Origin of the sequence: Paracoccus nototheniae (assembly GCF_004335005.1) — a bacterium.
GTDB classification, from domain to species: domain Bacteria; phylum Pseudomonadota; class Alphaproteobacteria; order Rhodobacterales; family Rhodobacteraceae; genus Paracoccus; species Paracoccus nototheniae.
Genome location: NZ_RQRT01000049.1, coordinates 1 through 19,864 on the forward strand (window position 1 = coordinate 1; position 19,864 = coordinate 19,864).

The window sequence follows — 19,864 nt, forward strand, 5'->3', positions numbered from 1 at the left end:
GTCCGGTCAGGACGGTGCCGTACAGGATCCGGTCGTCCAAGGCGGCACCGCGCAAGGCGCGGAGCCCGCGAATGCGACGGCACAGGATGGCGGCATCAGCGCCGAAACCGAATGCCCCGCCAATGACACGCAGGCCGAGGCCGCGACCCAGCCCGACGCCTCGGCCGACGCGACGGCGCCCGGCAATGCCGGATCGACCGGCTGGAGCGGCGGCACCGGCGGATCGCAACAGGGCACAAACACGCAGGGCGCGGTCGACAGCTCTCCGACATGGCAGCCTCCGACCGCGCGCGGGCTGGATCTTGCCGGACTGGCGGAACCCGCGGGCGCATGCTGATCTGAAAGGGGGTTGGCGGAAGGGAATGGGAGTCGAACCCACACGGGACAGGCTCGCTGCCCCAACCGGATTTGAAGTCCGGCCGCCCCACCGGAGACGTATCCCTTCCGTGGGCATCTGGATCAATTGCTTAGCGGCAGTTGCCTGCCCGGACAAGGGAGCGTTTCGCCACAGTGCCGCAACGTTCCCGATCCGGGTCCGGTCTGTTCCCGCCATGCCCGGCCCGCCTGTTGGGCACAGTCTTTGCGGGCGTCGAAGTTCACATCTGCAAACCGCGTGCGCTTTCGGTCTGGCTGCCGCGCCGCGCGACGGGCAGGGCCGCACCAGCGATGGCTGTTCAGACGCTGTGGCCGGGTGATGAGAAACCATTGCCTCTGAATCCGGCAGCAAACCAGTTGAGCGTACAAAACGTCCCGGATTGGACACAGGATCGACGGTTCGTCACCCGACTGATCGCATCAAGTATAGACGGATCGGTTCAGTTTTGCCCATAACACTGCACGGACCCGCCAGCAGGCGGTCGCCGGGGAAGCATCCAGGGACGACGCCTCGTGATCTGTCCATCGGTCAGGGCGCGCAATCCTTGTGTCAGGCTCGAGGGAAGCGACTGTCATGCGGGATCAGGATCCCATCACGGTTCAGACCGTTGCCGGGGATGATACGTTTCTTGTGACCTCCCATCTGGGCAGGTCCGGCTCTGACGAACTGGTCGTCTGCTTCGGATATCAGGGAACAGGCATCGCGCCCACTGGCTTTGGCATCGATTTTCTGACGCAACGCGGATATGACGCCGTCTATGTCGCCAACCGGTGGAAAAGCTCTTATCAGGGACTCAGCGCCGGAATGCTTGCAGATGTGCTTGCCCCGCTGGTCCAGGGGCACAAGGTTTTCACCTATGGGTCGAGCCTTGGCGGCTATTGCGCGCTTTATTATGCCGGGGTGCTTTCGGCCCGGGCCCTGGCGCTGAGCCCGCGCAATGTTCTTTGCCCGCGCGATCCCGAGGCCTTTGATCCGGCCGCTCATCCCGAATGGACGCATAAGCTGCATCTGACCGACGTCCCGCAAAGCCCCCATCGGCCGACCATCGTCTTTGACAACATGCATCCCCGCGATTCATCCTTTGTCCGGACATGGGCCTTGCCCGCCTATCCGGATGCGCGCGAGGTGCATGTCCCGCTGAGCGGTCACCATACCGGCCCCCGCCTTCACGCGATGGGCAAGCTGAAAGGGCTGGTTCTGGCCATGCTGCGCGACGAGGCTCTGCCCGACAGGATCAATGGTTTCCCCGAAGGCTCGGCCCAGCTTGCGACCGTCGCCTTCCGCGAGGCGATGTCCGGCGGCGACCCCGTTCAGGCGCGGGCGGCAGCCTTCGGGATCGCCGGCGCCGGGGCATCATCCACGGTCCTGAAGCACATCTGGAAATTTGCCATGGCCCACAAGGATCTGGAATTGTGCCAGCAGCTGGTCAATGCGGCAGGCTCGGCGCAGCATGGCGGCGATCTCAAGGCGACGGGCATCCTGCGCGCCGGCCGCAAGATGGGCCTGACGCCAACGGTCTGAGGCCTTGGCACCCGGACCACGCAGCGCGGTTCAGCCGCCGCCCGACCGGCCCGCCAGTTCGGTCGTCAGCCATCGCGCCAGTCCTGCTGGCTGGCGGCGCGCGCGCCAGTATCGCTCGGTGCGCTTGTAGCCAAGCGGCAGATGCTGGTCGAACAGCGTACCCGCCATGAACTGCGGCAGCACGGTCAGCGCAGGCGTCCTGGCGCGTGCGGTGCAATCCTCCAGATACCATGCGACCGCGCGGGTCATCAGGCCCGGGCCGGTCTTGGACCACGGGCTGTCATTGGCGCGTTCCAGCAGCGCCGCACGCGCCATGACCGCCGCCCGCAGCAGGGCCGGATGACCGGCAGGCGCGGCGATGAAATTGTTCGCCGTGCTGCCCTGAGGTTCGCGCAACAGCAGCAATCCCCGGCTGCGCGCGACAAAGGCCGTGACATCGCCCGTCCGCCAGTCGTCGCAATCGGCATAGATCCCGCCTTTCACCGCCAGATGGCACAGGCGGAAGAAATCGCTTTCCTCGGTGGCCGAGCGGGCGTTGTCAAAGGCCCGCAGATAGGACGGGTCCAACCCCTGACGCAGGGTCCGGCGCGCGCTTTCGCGGTTGAAGCGCAGGTATTCGTGACCCGGCACGCGGGCCCAGCTGGCCGTGACCGGGGCCAGCTCGTCCGGCAATCTTGCGCTGTCCCAATATTGCACGATGCGGCGCGGAATCGGCGGGGCAGGGGCGCCGGGCGGGGCGGGGCCCAGATCCCTGGCGCGGTGCAGCCGGTGAATGGCCGGGGCGACAAAGCGGTCCTCGGTGGCGCCGGGCGGGGCCATTCTGGCCTCCAGTTCCAGCATGGCATCGACCGATCCCTGAAAATGCGCCGCACGCAGGCCCGATTGCTGCGCGCGAAAGCGGTCCAGCAGGGCCGAGGCCTCGGTCGTGCGACCGATCCGGATCAGGCTGCGGGCGTGCCACAGATGGATGCGGCCATGCTGCCGGACCAATCCGTGAGCAATCCGGCAGGCCCGTTCGGGCTGGTCCATCTCGGCCCAGGTCTGGGCCACCATCTCTCGCCATGCCAGATCATTGCGGCGGGGATCGCTGCCGATGGCGGCCAGAAGCTGCCGGGCCACGGCATGACGGCCCGCCTGCAACAAGGTCCGCACATGCAGACTGACCAGCTTTGGATGCGACGGAAGGCGGCGCAGAACCAACCCCTGCCAGCGGGCCGCCACCGCAACCCGCCCGGTCTGGCGCATCAGCCGCGTCAGCAGGGCAAGCCGCGCGCCACCCGTGCGGCCCGCGACCTCGATCCGGGGCCTGAGGGCAAGGGCCGCCGCCGCACCCTGATCCAGTGCTGCAAGCTCGCACAGATATTCGTCGCGCAGGTCCGGGGGCAGGTGACCCGCCAGCGCCTGCGCCGCCGTGGCCCAGCCCGCAAGCCCCGCACCATGCAGGATCGTCAGCATGGCAAGCGTCTCGGACAGGGCCAGCATGGGCCGGTCCAGAAGGCGCCGTAGCAGCCCCTGCGCCAGATCGCCCCGCCCGTGCCGGGCCGCCAGAAGACACAGCTTCCACGTCACGCCCGAGGGCAGGCTGTCCGCGCTCCAGTCTGCGGGCATCTGCGCGAACAGGTCCGCCGCCGTCCTGTCGGGCAAGGCAAGTGCTGCGCGCGCCAGCAGGCGCGGCTCGGCCCCGGGGCTTTGCATCGCCGTCCCGGCCATGGCGGCGACGCCGCAGACATCACCCCCGGCGATCAGCAGATCCAGCCGCAGCAGGCGCGCGCCGAAATGGGTCGGATGATCGGTCAGAACCCGGTCGCAGGCCGCCAGAGCCGCAGGACAATCGCCTTGCGCGCTGGCCAATTGGGCGGCCTCTGTCAGCAGATCGGGATCGTCGGGCCACTGGTGCAGTGCCGCTTGCAGACGCAGCTGCGCGTCGGCCAGCTGGCCCGCAGCGCGCAACAACCCCAGTTGACGCAGGTGCAGATCGCGGTCGCCGGGGGTTTCGTCCAGCCAGCCCTGCAGGCGCTGCAAGGCCGGAGCCAGCTGGCCGGTCAATGTCAAAGCCTGCAGCAGCAGGCTGCGTGCGGGGTTGTGGCGGGGGGTCTGCATCAGGATCTGTTCGCAGATCGCGATGCAGTCCCCCATGTCGCCCTTGCCCCGCGCCGCACGCGCTTGGGACAACAGCAGCGAAACCGGAGGTGCCGACATTCAGGCGGGCCTGACCCGGCCGATCAGGCGGCGCGGATCATCTGCTGCAGGCGGTCATGCTCTGCATCGATCCCGGCGCGGAAATCGGGCAGGCCGATCCGGGCACGCAGGTCGGCAGGCAGCTGGCGGGCCGCCGAGATGCGCGGTCCCGGCCTTTCGCGGATCACCGCCTCGTGGCCGTAAAGCGCCACATATTCGGCGTGATTGTCGAACCGGCTGCGGCTTGCGTAATCGACGAAGGTCTCTGCCGGCAGACCGTGAGCGATCACCAGATCATGATCCTCGGTCTCAATATGGTAATAAGTAAAGCAGACCGGCAGCGCGTCTGCCTGCAGGGACCGGATGGTGCCGCCGTTGACCAGGGCCGCCGCATTGACCAGATAATCGCCCAGCTGGACCGCGTGATCACCCGACAGGTCCAGATCGCGATGCGGCAGATCCGGTCCCAGGGCACCGGCGCCGATCCGCACCGGCAGGCCCAGATCCCCCCTGCGGGCCGAGGCCGCGCGGGGATAGACGGTCTGCCGACCGATCCACTTGACGGGGACGGTGGCGCCGTCATCGGTCAGGACTAGGTCGCCGATGGTCAAAGTCTCGACCGCGCGCTCGCCTTCGGGGGTGAGGATCATCGTGCCCTGGACAAAGCAGAACGCCTCGGCATCCGTAACCTGCCAGCCAGAGTCGGTATCCAGACCCGCACCGGTCAGGATGTTGATGTTCAGCGTGGACACCGGCGTGTCCGATCCTGCGGGCAGGAAGATGCCATAGTTCAGCCCGCTGGTCGCATAAAATCCGATCGCCTCGCCGCTGTCGGGATCGATGACATTGCCCTGATAGGTCCATGTCTGGTTGGTGTTGAGGGCGCCCGTTCTTGTTGTATAGATTTCGCCGTCCCGGAGGACGTCCAGTTCCGCTGCCGTCTCACCGGCCTGCGGCACGTCGGCAAGGGTCCGGTTGGTGAAATTGGCAGCGCCGCCAAGGTTAACCTGCAAAAGTCCCGCAACGTTAAGTCCGGTATAAACGTCATAAGAGTTCGCCATAATATGCCTCTTGAAGAGTTCCGGGACGGTGCCGGGAACGGGTAAACTAATCGGTGTACAGCCTGAGGAAGCATGACTCACCTTTTCGTGTAAAGATTAATTTGTCTGGATTAGTTTAAGTTAATCGCCTTGCAGGTGCCCGCCTGCGGCAGGGGACGGTGACAGGTCCAAGGCCCGACGGTGGCCCCGGATCGGATCGCGCCAACGCCGTCTGTCGGGGAATACGAGCCGGTCGGGTCGGCTAGCGAAGGGTTTGGGTGCCGGTTTCAATCTTTATCGTAAAGTATTGATAACGATTAATTATCTTCATTATCGTTATTCGACAGATGGCGCAGCCAGATCCACAGCCCTGTCGCGAAGCACCGCACCGATGATCCGCAATCATCCCAATATGTTCCGGTTTTGTGCGCGGCGTGATCGCAGAGCGTTGCCCCTATAATGTGCAATTATACTGAGACAGGCGCTGCCGATATAACCACGGGACGCCTTCGTCGCAGGCTGGCCCTGCCAACCTGTGGGCGCGGCGATGACACCGCCGCGCCCCTGTTCAGACCTGCCGCAGTCAGCCCGCCAGCAGCGCGGCATTGCCGCCTGCGGCGGTGGTGTCGACGCACAGATGGCGTTCGTGGCACAGATGCGCGCGGTCGGGCAGGGCGGTGATCAGGGCGACCAGCGGACCGGGGCGATCGGCCAAAGCCAGCGCCAGCGCCCGGGCCGTCGCCGCATCCCCCCACCACAGCACACCGGCCAGATCTGGCAGTTTCGCCATCTGATCCGCGCGCAGGGCGCCTTGGGCCACGACCGCCTGCCCGCCCCCTTGGGTGATGGCATCGGCCTGCGCGGCCGCCGCTGCCGCGCCCGGTCCCATGCACAGGATCGGGCCGCGCGACAGGGTCTGCAGGCGGTTCAGCTCTCCGGTCGGGCCGGGCATCAGCTGTTCGGTCGGCGCAGGGGCCGGGGGCGGGGCGGTCAGGGCGCGGGTCAGCCGGTCGACGCTGTCCTCGGACGGCCACGGATCGGCGGCTTCCGGCCTGTCGGTTTCCGGCATGGCGGGGGCCAGAAAGCGCGGCAGATACAGCGGCCCGCCCGCCTTGGGGCCGGTGCCCGACAGACCCTCGCCGCCAAAAGGCTGGCTGCCGACGGTGGCGCCGACCTGATTGCGGTTCACATAGATATTGCCGACATGGATCGCCTGCACGACTTCCTGCACGCGGCTGTCGATGCGGGTGTGCAGGCCGAAGGTCAGCCCATAGCCGCGCGCATTGATCGCCGCGACCACCCGGTTCAGATCGCGGGCCTTGAAGGTGGCGACATGCAGGACGGGGCCAAAGATCTCTCGCTCCATCTGTTCGATCCCGGTGACCTGCAGCAGGGTGGGCGGGACGAAATGCCCGGTCTTGGGTGCCGGGATCTGGTGCAGGATGCGCGCCTTGTGCTGGTCCAGATAGTCATGGATGCCGCGCGCGGCCTCGGCGTCGATCACCGGGCCGACATCGGTCGCCAGATCCCAGGGATCGCCGACGCGCAATTCATCCATCGCGCCCTTGATCATGGCGATCAGATGCGGGGCCACGTCTTCCTGCACATAGAGACAGCGCAGCGCCGAGCAGCGCTGACCCGCCGAGCGGAAGCTGGAGGCGATGATGTCGCGCACCGCCTGTTCGGGCAGCGCGGTGCTGTCCACGATCATCGCGTTCAGGCCCCCGGTTTCCGCGATCAGCGGCGTGCCCGGCGCCAGATGCTGCGCCATGCTGGCCGCGATCAGCCGCGCCGTGTCGGTGCCGCCGGTAAAGACCACGCCATCGATGCGCGGATCGCGGGTCAGCGCGGCGCCGACCGTGCCACCCTCGCCCGGCAACAGCTGCAAGGCATGGGCGGGGACGCCCGCCCGGTGCAACAGCCGCACGGCATGGGCGGCGATCAGCGGCGTCTGTTCCGCAGGCTTGGCCAGCACCCCGTTCCCGGCCATCAGCGCCGCCGCGATCTGGCCCGTGAAGATCGCCAGAGGGAAATTCCACGGGCTGATCGCCGCGATGATCCCGCGTGGATTGTCGTCGCGCGCCTCGCCCTGCCGGGCGTAATAGCGCAGAAAATCCACCGCCTCGCGCAGCTCGGCGACGGCATCGTTCAGCGTCTTGCCCGCCTCGCGCGCGAGAATGTCGAAGATCGGACCGAAATCGGATTCGTAGAGGTCGGCGGCGCGGCGCAGGATCGCCGCGCGTTCTGCGGCGGGGGCGGTCCAGGGGCGGGCGTTGTCGATGGCTTGGGTGACGGTGGCGGCGTCGGCATTGGTGATCGTGGCCAGCGCGGTGCCGGTGGCGGGGTTTGTGATGGTTTGCGTCGCCGCGACAGCGGGGGGCCAGCCCCCCGCGCCCCCCGGGATATTTTCATGAAGAAGAATAGGGGTCGCGCTGTTTAGGGGAGTGTCGCGGGCAGTGAAAATGGTGGTCAGCTGGTCCTCGGCCGTGAGGTCGAAGCCTTGTGAGTTGGCGCGCTCGGTGCCGTAGAGGGCTGCGGGAGGCAGAAGGCCTTGGGGCGCGCGGGCGGATGGCAGGGCGTCGACGGGGTCGCGGGCGATCGCCTCGGGCGAGACGTCCTCATCGACGATCTGGTTGACGAAGCTGGAATTGGCGCCGTTTTCCAGCAGGCGCCGGACCAGATAGGCCAGCAGATCGCGATGCGCGCCGACCGGGGCATAGATGCGGCAGGCGGTGGCGTTGTCTTTCAGCACGATGTCATGCAGGCGTTCGCCCATGCCGTGCAGGCGCTGGAATTCGAAGGGCGTGCCCTGTGCCAGTTCCAGCACCGCGGCCACCGAATGGGCATTATGGGTGGCGAATTGCGGATAGATGCGGTCGGACAGGGACAGTAGTTTCTTTGCCAGCGCGACATAGCTGACATCGGTTGCGGGTTTCGTGGTGAAGAGCGGGAAATCGGGGTGCCCCTCGACCTGCGCGCGTTTCATCTCGGTGTCCCAATAGGCGCCCTTGACCAGCCGCAGCATGATCCGACGGTCATGGCGTTCGGCCAGCGCGTGCAGCGCGTCGATCATCGCGCCCGCGCGCTTGCCATAGGCCTGAACGACCACGCCGAAGCCGTCCCATCCGGCCAGCGACGGGTCGGGCAGCACCGTCGAAATCACCTTCAGCGACAGGGCCAGACGGTCCTGTTCCTCGGCATCGATGTTCAGGCCCATATTCGCGGCGCGGGCCTGGCGGGCCAGATCCAGCACGACAGGCACCAGTTCGGCCATCACCCGGGCCTCTTGCGCGACCTCGTAGCGGGGATGCAGCGCGGACAGCTTGATCGAGATGCCGGGGTTTTTCGCGACCGAGCCATGGGTGCAGGCGCCCGCGATGGCGGCGATGGCGCGGCGGTATTCATCGGCATAGCGGGCGGCGTCATGGGCGGTCATCGCGGCCTCGCCCAGCATGTCATAGCTGTAGGTATAGCCCTTGGCCTCGGCCCCCTTGGCGCGGGTCAGGGCGGCGTCGATGGTCTGGCCCAGCACGAACTGGCGGCCCATCTCGCGCATGGCGCGGGTGACGGCGCTGCGGATCACCGGCTCGCCCAAGCGTCGCACGGCGCCGCGCAGCGTGCCGGCCAGCCCCGGCTGGCGGTCGTCCAGCACCCGGCCCGTCAGCATCAGGGCCCAGGTCGAGGCATTGACCAGACTGGACGAGCTGTCGCCCAGATGGCGGCCCCAATCGGATGGGGCGATCTTATCCTCGATCAGGGCGTCGATGGTGGCGCGGTCGGGGACGCGCAGCATCGCCTCGGCCAGACACATCAGGGCGACGCCTTCGCGGGTGGACAACCCGTATTCGGCCAGCATCAGCTCCATCATCGTGGGTTTGGATTCGGCGCGGATGCGGCGGATCAGACCGGCGGCGCGGTCGCTGATCCGGGCGCGGGTGTCGGGGCCGATCGCGGCCTCGGCGATCAGGCGGTCCAGCAGCGGGCCTTCGGGCTGAAACTTGGCGGTCGAATCGAGATCATGCATGGCGGGCCCCTGTATGCTGGTCCAGACAGGATAGCGCGGCAAGGCTGGACGATGTGACCAATCATGCGTCATGATGCAGGCCAAGCGCCCAAAATATGGCCCCAAGACATGACTGATCTGCTGGACCCGATCAACCGCCGCATTCTGGCCGAGCTGCTGGCCAATGCCCGCATCCCGGTGACGGAACTGGCGCGCAAGGTGGGGCTGTCCAAGACCCCCGTCGCCCTGCGCATCCGCCAGCTGGAGGATGCCGGGCTGATCACCGGGTATCGTGCGATCCTGTCGCCGGTGCGCCTTGGCTTGACCCATGTCACCTATGTCGAGGTGCGCGTCAGCGACACCCGCCAGAAGGCGCTGGAGGCGTTCAACACCGCCATCCGCGCCGTCCCCGAGGTCGAGGAATGTTACATGATCGCCGGGGGCTTCGATTATCTGCTGAAGGTGCGGTCGCGTGACATGGCGGATTACCGGCGGATCATGGCGGAACGGATTTCCGTGCTGCCGCATGTCCACGCGACCTCCAGCCATGTGGCGATGGAGGCGGTGGTCGAACAGGGGATGCTGCCCTTAGCCGAATAGATCCAGCCGGTGCGGGTTCAGGCGCCGCAGATCGCCGCGCCGCAGGGTGACGCCATGACGGTCGAAGAAATCGAGGATCTCGATCGCGACCTTGCGGCCGTTCTGCACCCGGTCGCGGAACAGGGCGGCGGTGAACCACCCGTCAGGGGTGGTGTCGGCCACGTCGCGCAGGATGGCGACCATCGCCGCCGTGACCGCGCGCGCAAAGAAATGGTCATGGGCGATCTGATCGGTCCGGCCCAGCTTTTGGGTCAGGCGCAGGATGCGGCGGATGTCCTTTTCATCCGCGCCCAGTTCCGTCGCGAAATCGCGCACGCGGGGCGGGCGAAAGCGCAGATCGCCCAGCAGCGCGGGCTGGATGCGGTGCCAGATCGCCTCGTCTTCGGGGGACAGGCGGACCTCGTGGCCGGGCAGGCGCAGGAAGGCGCCGTCGGGGGTGATGCGGCCTGCATCGGATTCGGCCCGCAGCAGCGCCAGAAAGGCATCCTTGGGCAGGCGCGGGGTCAGCGCCAGCCGCAGCCGTTCGCGCCCCAGACCGGGCAGGTCGGGGTTGTCGGCGTGAAACTGGGTCAGCTGATCGGCGATGCCACGGCGCAGCGCGTCCCGTTGCGCCTGCGACAGGGCCGTCTCGCCCACCAGCACGCCCCCCGCCCGCGCCAGCGCGGCCTGCGCGTCGTCGGGCGACAGGCTGCGGTCGCGGGCAAAGGCCTGCAGATCGACGGGGGCGATGGCAAGCATCGCGGTCAGAGGATCGGGGGTCTGGGCGGCCTCGATCAGCGCCAGACGGTCGGGGGTGCGGCGCTTGCGGGCCGGGGGGCGCAGGTCCAGAAACCGGCCCCCGCCGATGGTCCGGCTGGCCGACACGTCGCGCAGGATGAACCGGTCACCGACCGAGGCCGCGATGGGCCGGTCCAGCACGATCTGCACCGGACCCACCCCGCCCGGCAGGATCGGATCGGACAGCGGCACGATGCGGGCGCCGACCTCGGTCGCGTGGCTGTGCAGGCGGGCGGGGAACCATGTGCCGATGGGCTTCGGCTCGGTTCCCAGCACGGCCAGTTCGGCGTCGATGCGCGCGGTGGGGGCATGCAAAGCGGGGGTCAGGACGATATCGCCGCGATGGATGGCGTCCTTGGACACATCCTCTCCGGCAAGGTTCAGGGCGCAGCGCTGGCCCGCCAGACCTTCGGTCGCGGGGCGGTTCTGGGCATGGATGCCGCGGACCCGGGCGGCGATGCCTGCGGGGCTGATGGTGACCAGATCACCCACCGCGATCCGGCCCGTCAGCACCGTGCCGGTGACGACCGTGCCCGCCCCCTGCAGGGTAAAGCTGCGATCCACCGCCAGCCGGAACGGCCCCGATGCGGCGCGGGCGGTCGTCTGCGCCTCGGCCTTGATCAGGGCGTCGCGCAGATCGGCGATCCCCTCGGCCGTCACGGTCGAGACGGGGATGATCGGCGCCTTAGCCAGCTCGCTGCCCGCCAGCACCTGACGGATCTGGGCGGTGACCTCGGCCCGGCGGGCATCATCGGCCAGATCGGCCTTGGTCAGCGCGACCAGTCCGCGCGACAGGCCCAGCAGCGACAGGATCGCCAGATGTTCGCGGGTCTGCGGCATGAGGCCATCGTCACAGGCCACCACCAGAAGCGCCAGATCGATGCCGCCCGCGCCTGCCAGCATGGTGTGGATCAGCCGTTCATGGCCCGGCACATCGACGAAACCGGTGACCGCCCCGTTCCCGGAATCGGCCCCACCCTCCAGATTGGCATAGGCAAAGCCCAGATCGATGGTGATACCGCGGGCTTTTTCCTCGGCCAGACGGTCGGCATCGGTGCCGGTCAGCGCCTTGACCAGCGCCGTCTTGCCATGATCGATATGGCCCGCCGTCCCGACGATCATCGGGCCAGCGCGCCCAGCAGATCGGCATCCGCCCCAAGGCAGCGCAGATCCAGGATCAGCGCGCCTGCATGGATATGGCCGATGACGGGCCGCTCCAGCCCGCGCAGATGGGCGGCCAGCCGGTCGGGCGCATCGCCCCCGTCGCCGTTGATCCGCAGCCCGGCCGAGGGGATCGTGTCCGTGGGCAGCGCGCCCGAGCCGATTTGGCTGGCGCAATCGGTCACCGCGACACGGTGATCGGGCAGCAGCGCCGCCACCTGCGGGGCCAGCCGCGTGGCCTGCGCGGCGATGTCGACCAGCGGACGGGCCAGCATGCGCAGCACCGGCAGGCGTTGATCCAGCCGGTCGGGATCGCGATAAAGACGCAGCGTCGCCTCCAGCGCGGCAATGCGGATCTTGTCCAGCCTCAGGGCGCGCTTCATCGGATTGCGGTTGATCTGCGCGATCAGATCGCGGCGGCCCAGAATGAAGCCCGCCTGAGGCCCGCCCAGCAGCTTGTCGCCGGAAAAGGTGATCAGATCGGCGCCCTCGGTCACCGCCTCGGCCACGGTGGGTTCGCGGCGCAGACCCCATCTGGACAGATCGACCAGCGATCCTGCGCCCAGATCGTTCATCATGAGGACGCCCGCCTGACGCGACAGCGCCGCCAGATCGGGGGCCGCGACCTCGGCCGTGAAGCCTTCGATCCGGTAATTCGAGGTATGGACCTTGAGGATCAGCCCCGTCCGGTCGCTGATCGCATCGGTATAGTCGCGGGGATGGGTGCGGTTGGTGGTCCCCACCTCGACCAGATGCGTGCCCGCGCGGGCCATGATGTCGGGGATGCGAAAACTGCCGCCGATCTCGATCAGCTCGCCGCGCGACACGATGCTGTCGCGGCCCAGACCAAAGCTGTTCAGCGCGATCAGGACGGCGGCGGCATTGTTGTTGACGATGGTCGCATCCTCGGCCCCCGTCAGCTCGCACAACAACCCGCGCAGATGGTCGTCGCGCTGGCCGCGCCCGCCGGTTGCCAGATCGTATTCCAGCGCTAATGGCGCGGCCATGGCGGCATTCGCGGCGGCGATCGCCTGATCGGCCAGAATGGCGCGGCCCAGATTGGTGTGCAGCACGGTGCCGGTCAGGTTCAGGATCGGGCGCAGCCGGGTGGCGGCCAGCCCCGCCAGGTCGGCGGCCAGCAGATGCGGCAGGCGCGCGGCCTCGACCCCGCCATCGGCGCCGTCGCGGATCGCTGCGCGGGCCGCATCCAGACGGGCGCGTGCGGCCTGCGTCACGGCCAGACGGCCATGATCCTCGACCAGTGCGGGCAGGGCGCCCAGCAGCTGATCGACCGAAGGCAGCGCGCGAAAGCCGGCCATCAATAGCCCATCAGAAACGGATTGACGCCCCCGCGCGCAAGGCCCGTATCCTTCATCATCAGATCCAGCCCAAGGCTGGCCACATCGTCGGCCACCGGTTCGAGGCTGTGGTTCTTGTTCTGATACAGGATCTTGACCCATGTATCGCATTCCGAACAAACCTCGGCCCGGACGGTGGCGTCGATGGTCTCGACGCTGCGATAGCTGATGCCCTTGGTCGATCCGCAGCACAGGCAGGTCAGCCGCACCTCGTTCCATTGCGTCTGGCAGCAGGCGCAGGCGGCATAGCGCACCCCGTCCAGATCGCCCACCCCGATGACCGAGGATGTCGCCGGACGCCCCCCGCAGGCCGGGCAGATGCCGGTGCGGATCGGCACCAGCCGCCGCGCATCAAGGGTCGCCGCCAGCCGCGCCAGATGCAGTTGCACCGCCAGCGCCACGAACAGATGCGGGGCGGCGCTGTCATCGGGAATGCGGTCGTTCAACACGTTGTCCAGCAACCAGTGCCGGTCGGCCAGGGGCGCCGCCGCCACCGCCGTCAGGGCCAGACGGGCGGGTTCGGGCATCTCAAGCGGTTTCGCCCCCTCCAGCACCCTGTCCAGCAGGGCGTGCAGGTCGGGATCGGTGGCCAGCGGGGCGCGGTCGATGGGCGGCATGCGGCTTTCGCGGGCCAGATCGACGCGGGCCGGGGGCAGGGGCGTGGCCGGAGCCAGTTCGCTGGCCAGCCGGGCCTGCAGTCCGACCAGTTCGCCCAGAAAGGCCAGCCACGGCCCCAGATTGGCGCTGTGGCCCGCCAGAAAGCTCAGCCGTTTGGCGCGTGTGGCGAACAGTGCGCCGGGCTTGGGCAGAAAGGCCAGCGGCGCCGTGGGGACGCCGCCGATGGCCGAGGGGTCGGGTTGGGTGATCGTGGTCATGTCAGTCTCCGGGCCGACCGGCCACAGGGGATGGTTCCAGATCAGGTCGGCGGTTATGGCCCCCAGATTACTCTGCAGGGCCTTTCGTGTCACGGCTGGCGATCTCTCGCAGCCATTTGCGGTGATGGCGCCAGGCCCATCCGCCGGTCACCGTGCCCCGCGTCATCGCGCGCAGCGTGCCCCGCGTCCAGATCGCGGCATAGACATGCATGATGAAGACCAGAATGATCGCCACCGCCGCCAGCGCATGCACCAGAACCGCTACGCGGCGCATCGGAATGGACACGATGCCCGGGAACATCTGTTCCCAGATCATCACGCCCGACACGATCAGGACGATGATCAGCCCCGACATGCCCCAGAAGACGAACTTTTGCCCGGCATTGTACTTGCCCAGTTCAGGCAGGTTTTCCTCGTTGCCCTTCACCACGTCGCCGATATTGGCGACCCATGTGGTATCCTCGGGCTTGGGCATGTTCAGGCGCCACAGCTGGATGAACATCAGCGCAAAGCTGAGAAACAGCGCCACCCCGATGATCGGATGAATCCAGCGGGTGGTCTGTCCGCCGCCGAACAGGCCGGTCAGGAAATACAGTGCCGGGTCGAACAGCGCCAGCCCCGACAGGGCCAGCGCGATCAGGCAGAACGCCGTGACCCAGTGATTGGCGCGGGTAAAGCCGCGATAGCGGCTGACCTCGACCGGGGCCTTGCTTTCGATCCGGTCGCCGCGTTCCGAATAATAGGGGCGCGGCGCCATCAGACGGGCCCCCCCTTGTCCGTGGGCCCATCGGGGGACGCGTCAGGGTCGCGCCCCTCGACCACCAGCGTGTTGGCGGCTTCGGTGTCGTGATCCTCGACCTCGTTGCCGCGCGCCAGAAGGCCGTGCAGCGTCGCGCCGATGGCGGTCAGACCGATGGCGGCCAGACCGGCGGTCTTGGTGACGCCCTTCCAGCCCTCGACGATGGGCGAGATGCGGGGATCTTCGGCCAGATCGTTATAGATGCCGGGCTTGTCGGCGTGATGCAGCACATACATCACATGCGTGCCGCCGACGCCCGCCGGATCGTAAAGCCCGGCGTTTTCATAGCCGCGCGATTTCAGATCCTCGATCCGGGTTTCGGCATGGGCCTGCATGTCGGCCTTGGTGCCGAAGACGATGGCCTGCGTGGGGCAGGCTTTCGCGCAGGCCGGACCCTGACCGACGGCGACCCGGTCCGAACACAAGGTGCATTTATAGCTTTTGTGGTCGGTCTGGCTGATGCGCGGAATGTCAAAGGGACAGCCGGTCACGCAATAGCCGCAGCCGATGCAGTTGTCGTGAATGAAATCCACGATGCCGTTGGAGTATTGCACGATGGCGCCGGGGGCCGGGCAGGCTTTCAGACAGCCCGGATCCTCGCAATGCATGCAGCCGTCCTTGCGGATCAGCCATTCCAGCTCGTTCGTGGCCGGATTTTCCCATTCGGCGAACCGCATCAGGGTGAACATGTCCGGCGTCAGATCGTGGGGGTTTTCATAAACCCCCACGTTCTCGCCGACCTCGGGATGGGTGTCGTTCCATTCCACGCAAGCCGACTGGCAGGCCTTGCAGCCGATGCATTTGGACACATCGATCAGCTTGGCCAGCTTTTCCAGCTGCCGTTCCGGCTGAGGCACGTTCCGCGTCGCCGAGATGCGCACGACATCGCGGTGATCGAAATAGGCCTCGGTCGGCTGGACGGGCGGGTTCGACGCCGCAGTGGTCGGGCTGTTTGCCATGTCGTTCATGCCACCGGCTCCTCTGCTGCGGGTTCGATGTTGACCAGAAACGCCTTGAATTCAGGCGTGTCCGTATTGGCGTCGCCGATAAAGGGCGTCAGGCTGTTCGGCCCCCAGCCTTTCTTGGCGGCACCCATGAAGCCCCAGTGCAGCGGAATGCCGACGACATGGACGGTCTTGCCGTCGCAGATCATCGGACGCAGCCGCTTGGTCACCACGGCTTTCGCCCAGACCTGACCGCGCTTGCCCCAGACCCGGACGCGACCGCCCTTGGCGATGCCGCGTTCCGCCGCCAGTTCCTCGCTGATTTCCACAAAGAATTCAGGCTGCAGCGCGGCATTCACCACGTTGTGCTTGGTCCAGTAGTGGAAATGCTCGGTCAAGCGATAGGAGGTGGCGACGAACGGGAATTCCGAACTGTCGCCAAGCCGCGCCACATCGGATTCGAACACCCTTGCCACCGGATTGCCCCGCATGCGCGGGTTGAACACGTTGGCCATGGGGCTTTCGAACGGCTCCATATGCGTCGGGAACGGCCCGTCGCGCATCATGCCCCGGGTGAACAGGCGCGATACGCCTTCCTGGTTCATGATGAAGGGACCGACCTCGGACGGGTTGGCCGTGGGCGCGATGTCGGGAACATCGTAGCCGCCCCATTTCGCGCCGTCCCACTGGATCAGCGGGCGCGTCGCGTCCCAAGGCTGGCCGTTCAGATCGGCCGAGGCGCGGTTGTACAGCACCCGCCGGTTGGCGGGCCATGCGAATGACCAGTTCAGGTACATGCCGGTCTCGTCGGGATCGGAATTGTCCCGCCGCGCCATCATGTTGCCGTCCTCGGTCCAGCTGCCGGCATAGATCCAGCAGCCCGCCATGGTCGAGCCGTCGTCGCGCAGCTGCCCGAAACCGGACACCTGCTGGCCCGCCTGCAGGATCTGCGCGCCGGTCGCCGGATCGGTCAGATCGGTCAGGGCGCGACCGTTCATCTCCTTGGCCAGTTCCTCGGGGGTGGGTTCGCCCGCATCGGCATAGTCCCAGGACAGGTTCACGATCGGATCGGGGAAGGCGCCGCCTTCGGTCCGATACAGCTCGCGGACCCGCGTCCAGATCTGCGCCATGATCCAGGTGTCATGCTTGGCCTGCCCCGGAGCGGTGGCGCCCGGCCAGTGCCATTGCAACCAGCGACCGGAATTGACCAGCGCGCCTTCATCCTCGGCAAAGCAGGTCGTCGGCAGTTCCAGCACTTCGGTCTGGATGGATGCCGTGTCCACCTCGTTATGGGCCCCGTGGTTCTGCCAGAAATGCGAGGTTTCGGTGGACAGAGGGTCCATGACGACCAGCATCTTCAGCTTGGACAGGCCCGCCGTGACCTTGCCCCGGTCGGGGATGGACAGAAGCGGGTTGAAGCCCTGACAGAAATACAGGTTCACCCGGTCATTGTTCATCATCTCGAACATGCGCAGGATGTCATAGGCGGGGACATCCAGCTTGGGCAGATAGTCAAAGGCCCAATCGTTGTCCTCGGTGGCGGCATCGCCCCACATGGCCTTCAGGAAACTGACCATGAATTTGGGGTAATTCTGCCAATAGCTGGTCTGCCCGGGCCGCAGCGGGGTAAAGCTGCGGCTGGACAGATAGGTGTCCCAATCGACCTCGGCCTCGGTCGGGATGTTCAGATATCCGGGGATCAGGTTCGACATCAGGCCGATATCGGTCAGACCCTGAATGTTGGAATGCCCGCGCAGCGCGTTCATGCCGCCGCCCCGCACGCCGATATTGCCCAGAATCAACTGCAGCATCGCCATGCCACGGATGTTCTGCGCGCCCTTGGAATGCTGGGTCCAGCCAAGCGCGTACATCGAGGTCATCGTCTTGTCGACGGCCGAACATTCGCCGATCATCTCGCAGATGGTCAGGAACTTGTCGCGCGGCGTGCCGGTGATGTTTTCCACGAATTCGGGCGTGTAGACATCGACATGGCTCTTCAGCATCTGCCAGACGCAGCGCGGATTTTCCAGGCTTGGGTCGGTCAGCGCAAAGCCGTCATCGCCGATCTGGTAATCCCAGCTTTCCTTGTCGAAATCGCGCTTTTCCTCGTCATAGCCGCTGAAAAGACCGTCGGACCAGCCGAAATCCTCGCGCACGAGGAAGGACGCGTTGGTATAGTTGCGGACATAGTCCCACTGGACCTTGTCGTTTTCCATGCACCAGCGGATCGCCCCCATCAGGAAGGCGATATCCGTGCCCGGACGGATCGGGGCATAGTAATCCGACACCGATGCGGTGCGGGTATAGCGCGGGTCGACCACGATCAGCTTGGCGCCGCGATGCGCCTTGGCCTCGGTCACCCATTTGAAGCCGCAGGGATGCGCTTCGGCGGCATTGCCGCCCATCACGACCACCAGATCGGTGTTCTTGATGTCAGTCCATGGATTGGTCATCGCACCACGTCCAAACGTCGGGCCCAAACTGGACACCGTCGGGCCGTGTCAGACGCGAGCCTGATTATCGAATCCCACAATCCCCATGGACCGGACCGTCTTATAGGTCAGCCATGCGGTTTCATTGGTGGTGGCCGAAGCCGCCAGAAATCCCGTCGTCGTCCAGCGGTTGACGGGGGTGCCGTCATCGTTGGTGGCGATGAAATTCGCGTCGCGATCGTCTTTCAGCTCGCGCGCGATCTTGTCCAGCGCTTCGTCCCAGCTGATCTCTTCGAACTGGTCGGATCCGGCGCGGCGGATGCGGGGATGCGTCAGGCGCGTGGGCGCATGGACGAAATCCTTCAGCGCGGCGCCCTTGGGGCACAGCGTTCCGCGGTTCGTCGGGTGATCTGCATCGCCCTCGATATGCAAAAGCTCGGCGGTTTCGCCGGCTTTCACGTCGCCCTTGGAATACATGATGATCCCGCAGGCCACCGAGCAATAGGGGCAGGTGTTGCGTGTTTCCGTCGTCGTGGCCAGCTTGAAGGCGCGCACATGCGCGGCCTCGGCTGCCTCTGCCGCGCCAAAACCCATGGCGCCTAGCGACGTCGCCGCAACTCCCGCACCCGCAAGCCTGAGAAAGCCGCGGCGCGAAAGGTCGATATTCATGGGACCCTCCCCTTTGCCTGTCTGATCGATAGGTACGCGCCTATCGTCGGTCCCTGAACTGTCCGTGTCAATACACGACACCTTGCCTGCGACGCCGCGGCGTTGCTAAAACGGGGGGGACAAGCCGATGCGCCGGGTGCGCTCGGGGCCCGGTCTTCGGGACGCCGCATCTGCGGGGGCTTGACGACACGGCGCGCGGCCCGCATGGCGGTGCCCGCCGGTGCCTTTGCCGTTTTTCCATCCCCATTGCGTCCCGAAAGGTTCCGCCCATGATCCCGCGCCTGTTTGCCGCCCTTTTGCTAACCGCCCTGCCGCTGGCCGCTGCGGCCCAGGACACGCTGTATTTCTCGGCCATCCCGGACGAGGATGAGACGCGTCTGGCCGAACGCTTTGGCGCCGTCGCCGAATATCTGTCCGAAGAACTGGACGTGCCGGTCCAGTTCGTGCCGGTGAAATCCTATCCCGCCGCAGTCACCGCGTTTCGCAACGATCAGGTGCAGCTGGCCTGGTTCGGCGGGCTGTCGGGCGTGCAGGCGCGGCTGCTGGTGGACGGCGCCCGGGCCATCGCCCAAGGCGACGAGGATACCAGTTTCGTCAGCTATTTCATCGCCCATACCGATACCGGGCTGGAACGATCCGACGATTTCCCCGATGCCGCGCGGGGCATGTCCTTCACCTTCGGGGCCAAGACCTCGACCTCGGGTCGGCTGATGCCGGAATATGGCATCCGCGAGAATACCGGCGAGGCGCCCGAGGAATTTTTCTCTCGTGTCGGCTTTTCGGGCGATCACAGCCAGACGCTGCGGCTGGTCGCCTCGGGGGCGTGGCAGGTGGGGGCGCTGAATTTCACCGTCTATGACCAGGCCGTGGCCGATGGCGCCCCCGAGATCGAGACCGCCAAGGTCATCTGGCAGACGCCGCCCTATCCCGATTACAACTGGACCATTCGCGGCGATGTCGATGCCCGGTGGGGCGAGGGGTTTGCCGATCGCGTGCAGGCCGCCCTGATCGGCATGGACGATCCCGACCTGCTGGCGGCCTTTCCAAGGAACGCCTTCATCGCCGCCGAAAACGACGATTATGCACCGATCGAGCAGGTCGCCCGCGAACTGGATCTGCTGGAGTAATCCC

At 66.6% G+C, this 19,864-nt stretch carries 14 protein-coding genes and 1 tRNA gene; 4 read left to right on the plus strand and 11 right to left on the minus strand.

The genetic code is table 11. The features are described from left to right. Positions 1-337: hypothetical protein (locus EG885_RS23105; protein ID WP_207392306.1), on the plus strand; the 337-nt coding region annotated here is incomplete at its 5' end. Positions 338-350: 13 nt separating this feature from the next. Here the strand turns inward: EG885_RS23105 and EG885_RS15720 are convergent. Then, a tRNA-Sec gene (locus tag EG885_RS15720) sits at positions 351-446 on the minus strand. A gap of 503 nt (positions 447-949) precedes the next feature. Between EG885_RS15720 and EG885_RS15725 the strand changes: the two genes are divergently transcribed. After that, a complete protein-coding gene (locus EG885_RS15725) occupies positions 950-1,897 on the plus strand; it encodes a hypothetical protein (RefSeq protein ID WP_131576313.1) in 948 nt (315 codons plus the stop codon). Between the two features lie 30 nt (positions 1,898-1,927). Here EG885_RS15725 and EG885_RS15730 read toward each other — a convergent pair whose 3' ends face one another. The 3 genes from EG885_RS15730 to putA form a co-directional block, all read right to left on the minus strand. Beyond that, on the minus strand, positions 1,928-4,096 hold the full coding sequence (locus EG885_RS15730; protein ID WP_131576316.1) for a glycosyltransferase: 2,169 nt from the start codon (positions 4,094-4,096) through the stop codon (positions 1,928-1,930). Positions 4,097-4,119: 23 nt separating this feature from the next. Continuing rightward, positions 4,120-5,136 (minus strand): Hint domain-containing protein, encoded by a 1,017-nt coding sequence (locus EG885_RS15735; protein ID WP_131576319.1) that lies wholly within the window; start codon positions 5,134-5,136, stop codon positions 4,120-4,122. Positions 5,137-5,698: 562 nt separating this feature from the next. Beyond that, the gene (gene putA / locus EG885_RS15740; protein WP_131576322.1) at positions 5,699-9,139 is read right to left on the minus strand and encodes a bifunctional proline dehydrogenase/L-glutamate gamma-semialdehyde dehydrogenase PutA; all 3,441 of its coding nucleotides are present in this window, start codon (positions 9,137-9,139) and stop codon (positions 5,699-5,701) included. A gap of 108 nt (positions 9,140-9,247) precedes the next feature. Here putA and EG885_RS15745 point away from each other — a divergent pair, with 108 nt between their 5' ends. Then, positions 9,248-9,718 carry an Lrp/AsnC family transcriptional regulator gene (locus tag EG885_RS15745; protein WP_131576325.1) on the plus strand — a complete coding sequence of 157 codons (471 nt, stop codon included), beginning with the start codon at positions 9,248-9,250 and terminating at the stop codon, positions 9,716-9,718. Here the strand turns inward: EG885_RS15745 and selB are convergent. The 7 genes from selB to EG885_RS23640 all read right to left on the minus strand — a co-directional run bounded on the left by selB (position 9,707) and on the right by EG885_RS23640 (position 18,733). Further along, positions 9,707-11,617 carry a selenocysteine-specific translation elongation factor gene (selB, locus tag EG885_RS15750; RefSeq protein ID WP_131576328.1) on the minus strand — a complete coding sequence of 637 codons (1,911 nt, stop codon included), beginning with the start codon at positions 11,615-11,617 and terminating at the stop codon, positions 9,707-9,709. The two genes, EG885_RS15745 and selB, sit on opposite strands and share 12 nt — an antisense overlap. Continuing rightward, complete coding sequence (selA, locus tag EG885_RS15755) at positions 11,614-12,975, minus strand: L-seryl-tRNA(Sec) selenium transferase (protein WP_131576330.1); 1,362 nt, start codon at positions 12,973-12,975, stop codon at positions 11,614-11,616. The genes selB and selA overlap by 4 nt, the downstream gene beginning before the upstream one ends. After that, positions 12,975-13,889 carry a formate dehydrogenase accessory protein FdhE gene (gene fdhE, locus EG885_RS15760; protein ID WP_131576332.1) on the minus strand — a complete coding sequence of 305 codons (915 nt, stop codon included), beginning with the start codon at positions 13,887-13,889 and terminating at the stop codon, positions 12,975-12,977. Before fdhE ends, selA begins: the two co-directional genes overlap by 1 nt. 67 nt (positions 13,890-13,956) lie before the next feature. Continuing rightward, positions 13,957-14,646: a formate dehydrogenase subunit gamma gene (locus EG885_RS15765; protein WP_131576334.1), complete on the minus strand. Its 690-nt coding sequence runs from the start codon at positions 14,644-14,646 to the stop codon at positions 13,957-13,959. Beyond that, positions 14,646-15,656 carry a formate dehydrogenase subunit beta gene (fdxH, locus tag EG885_RS15770; protein ID WP_207392307.1) on the minus strand — a complete coding sequence of 337 codons (1,011 nt, stop codon included), beginning with the start codon at positions 15,654-15,656 and terminating at the stop codon, positions 14,646-14,648. Before fdxH ends, EG885_RS15765 begins: the two co-directional genes overlap by 1 nt. Continuing rightward, complete coding sequence (gene fdnG / locus EG885_RS15775) at positions 15,653-18,121, minus strand: formate dehydrogenase-N subunit alpha (protein ID WP_479724683.1); 2,469 nt, start codon at positions 18,119-18,121, stop codon at positions 15,653-15,655. Before fdnG ends, fdxH begins: the two co-directional genes overlap by 4 nt. A gap of 12 nt (positions 18,122-18,133) precedes the next feature. Next, complete coding sequence (locus EG885_RS23640; RefSeq protein WP_207392309.1) at positions 18,134-18,733, minus strand: molybdopterin-dependent oxidoreductase; 600 nt, start codon at positions 18,731-18,733, stop codon at positions 18,134-18,136. 269 nt (positions 18,734-19,002) lie between these two features. On the opposite strand from EG885_RS23640, the gene EG885_RS15780 reads away from it, so the two are divergent. Further along, entirely contained in the window at positions 19,003-19,860 is an 858-nt protein-coding gene (locus tag EG885_RS15780; RefSeq protein ID WP_131576338.1) for a putative selenate ABC transporter substrate-binding protein, read from the plus strand. The last annotated feature ends 4 nt before the right edge of the window (positions 19,861-19,864 follow it).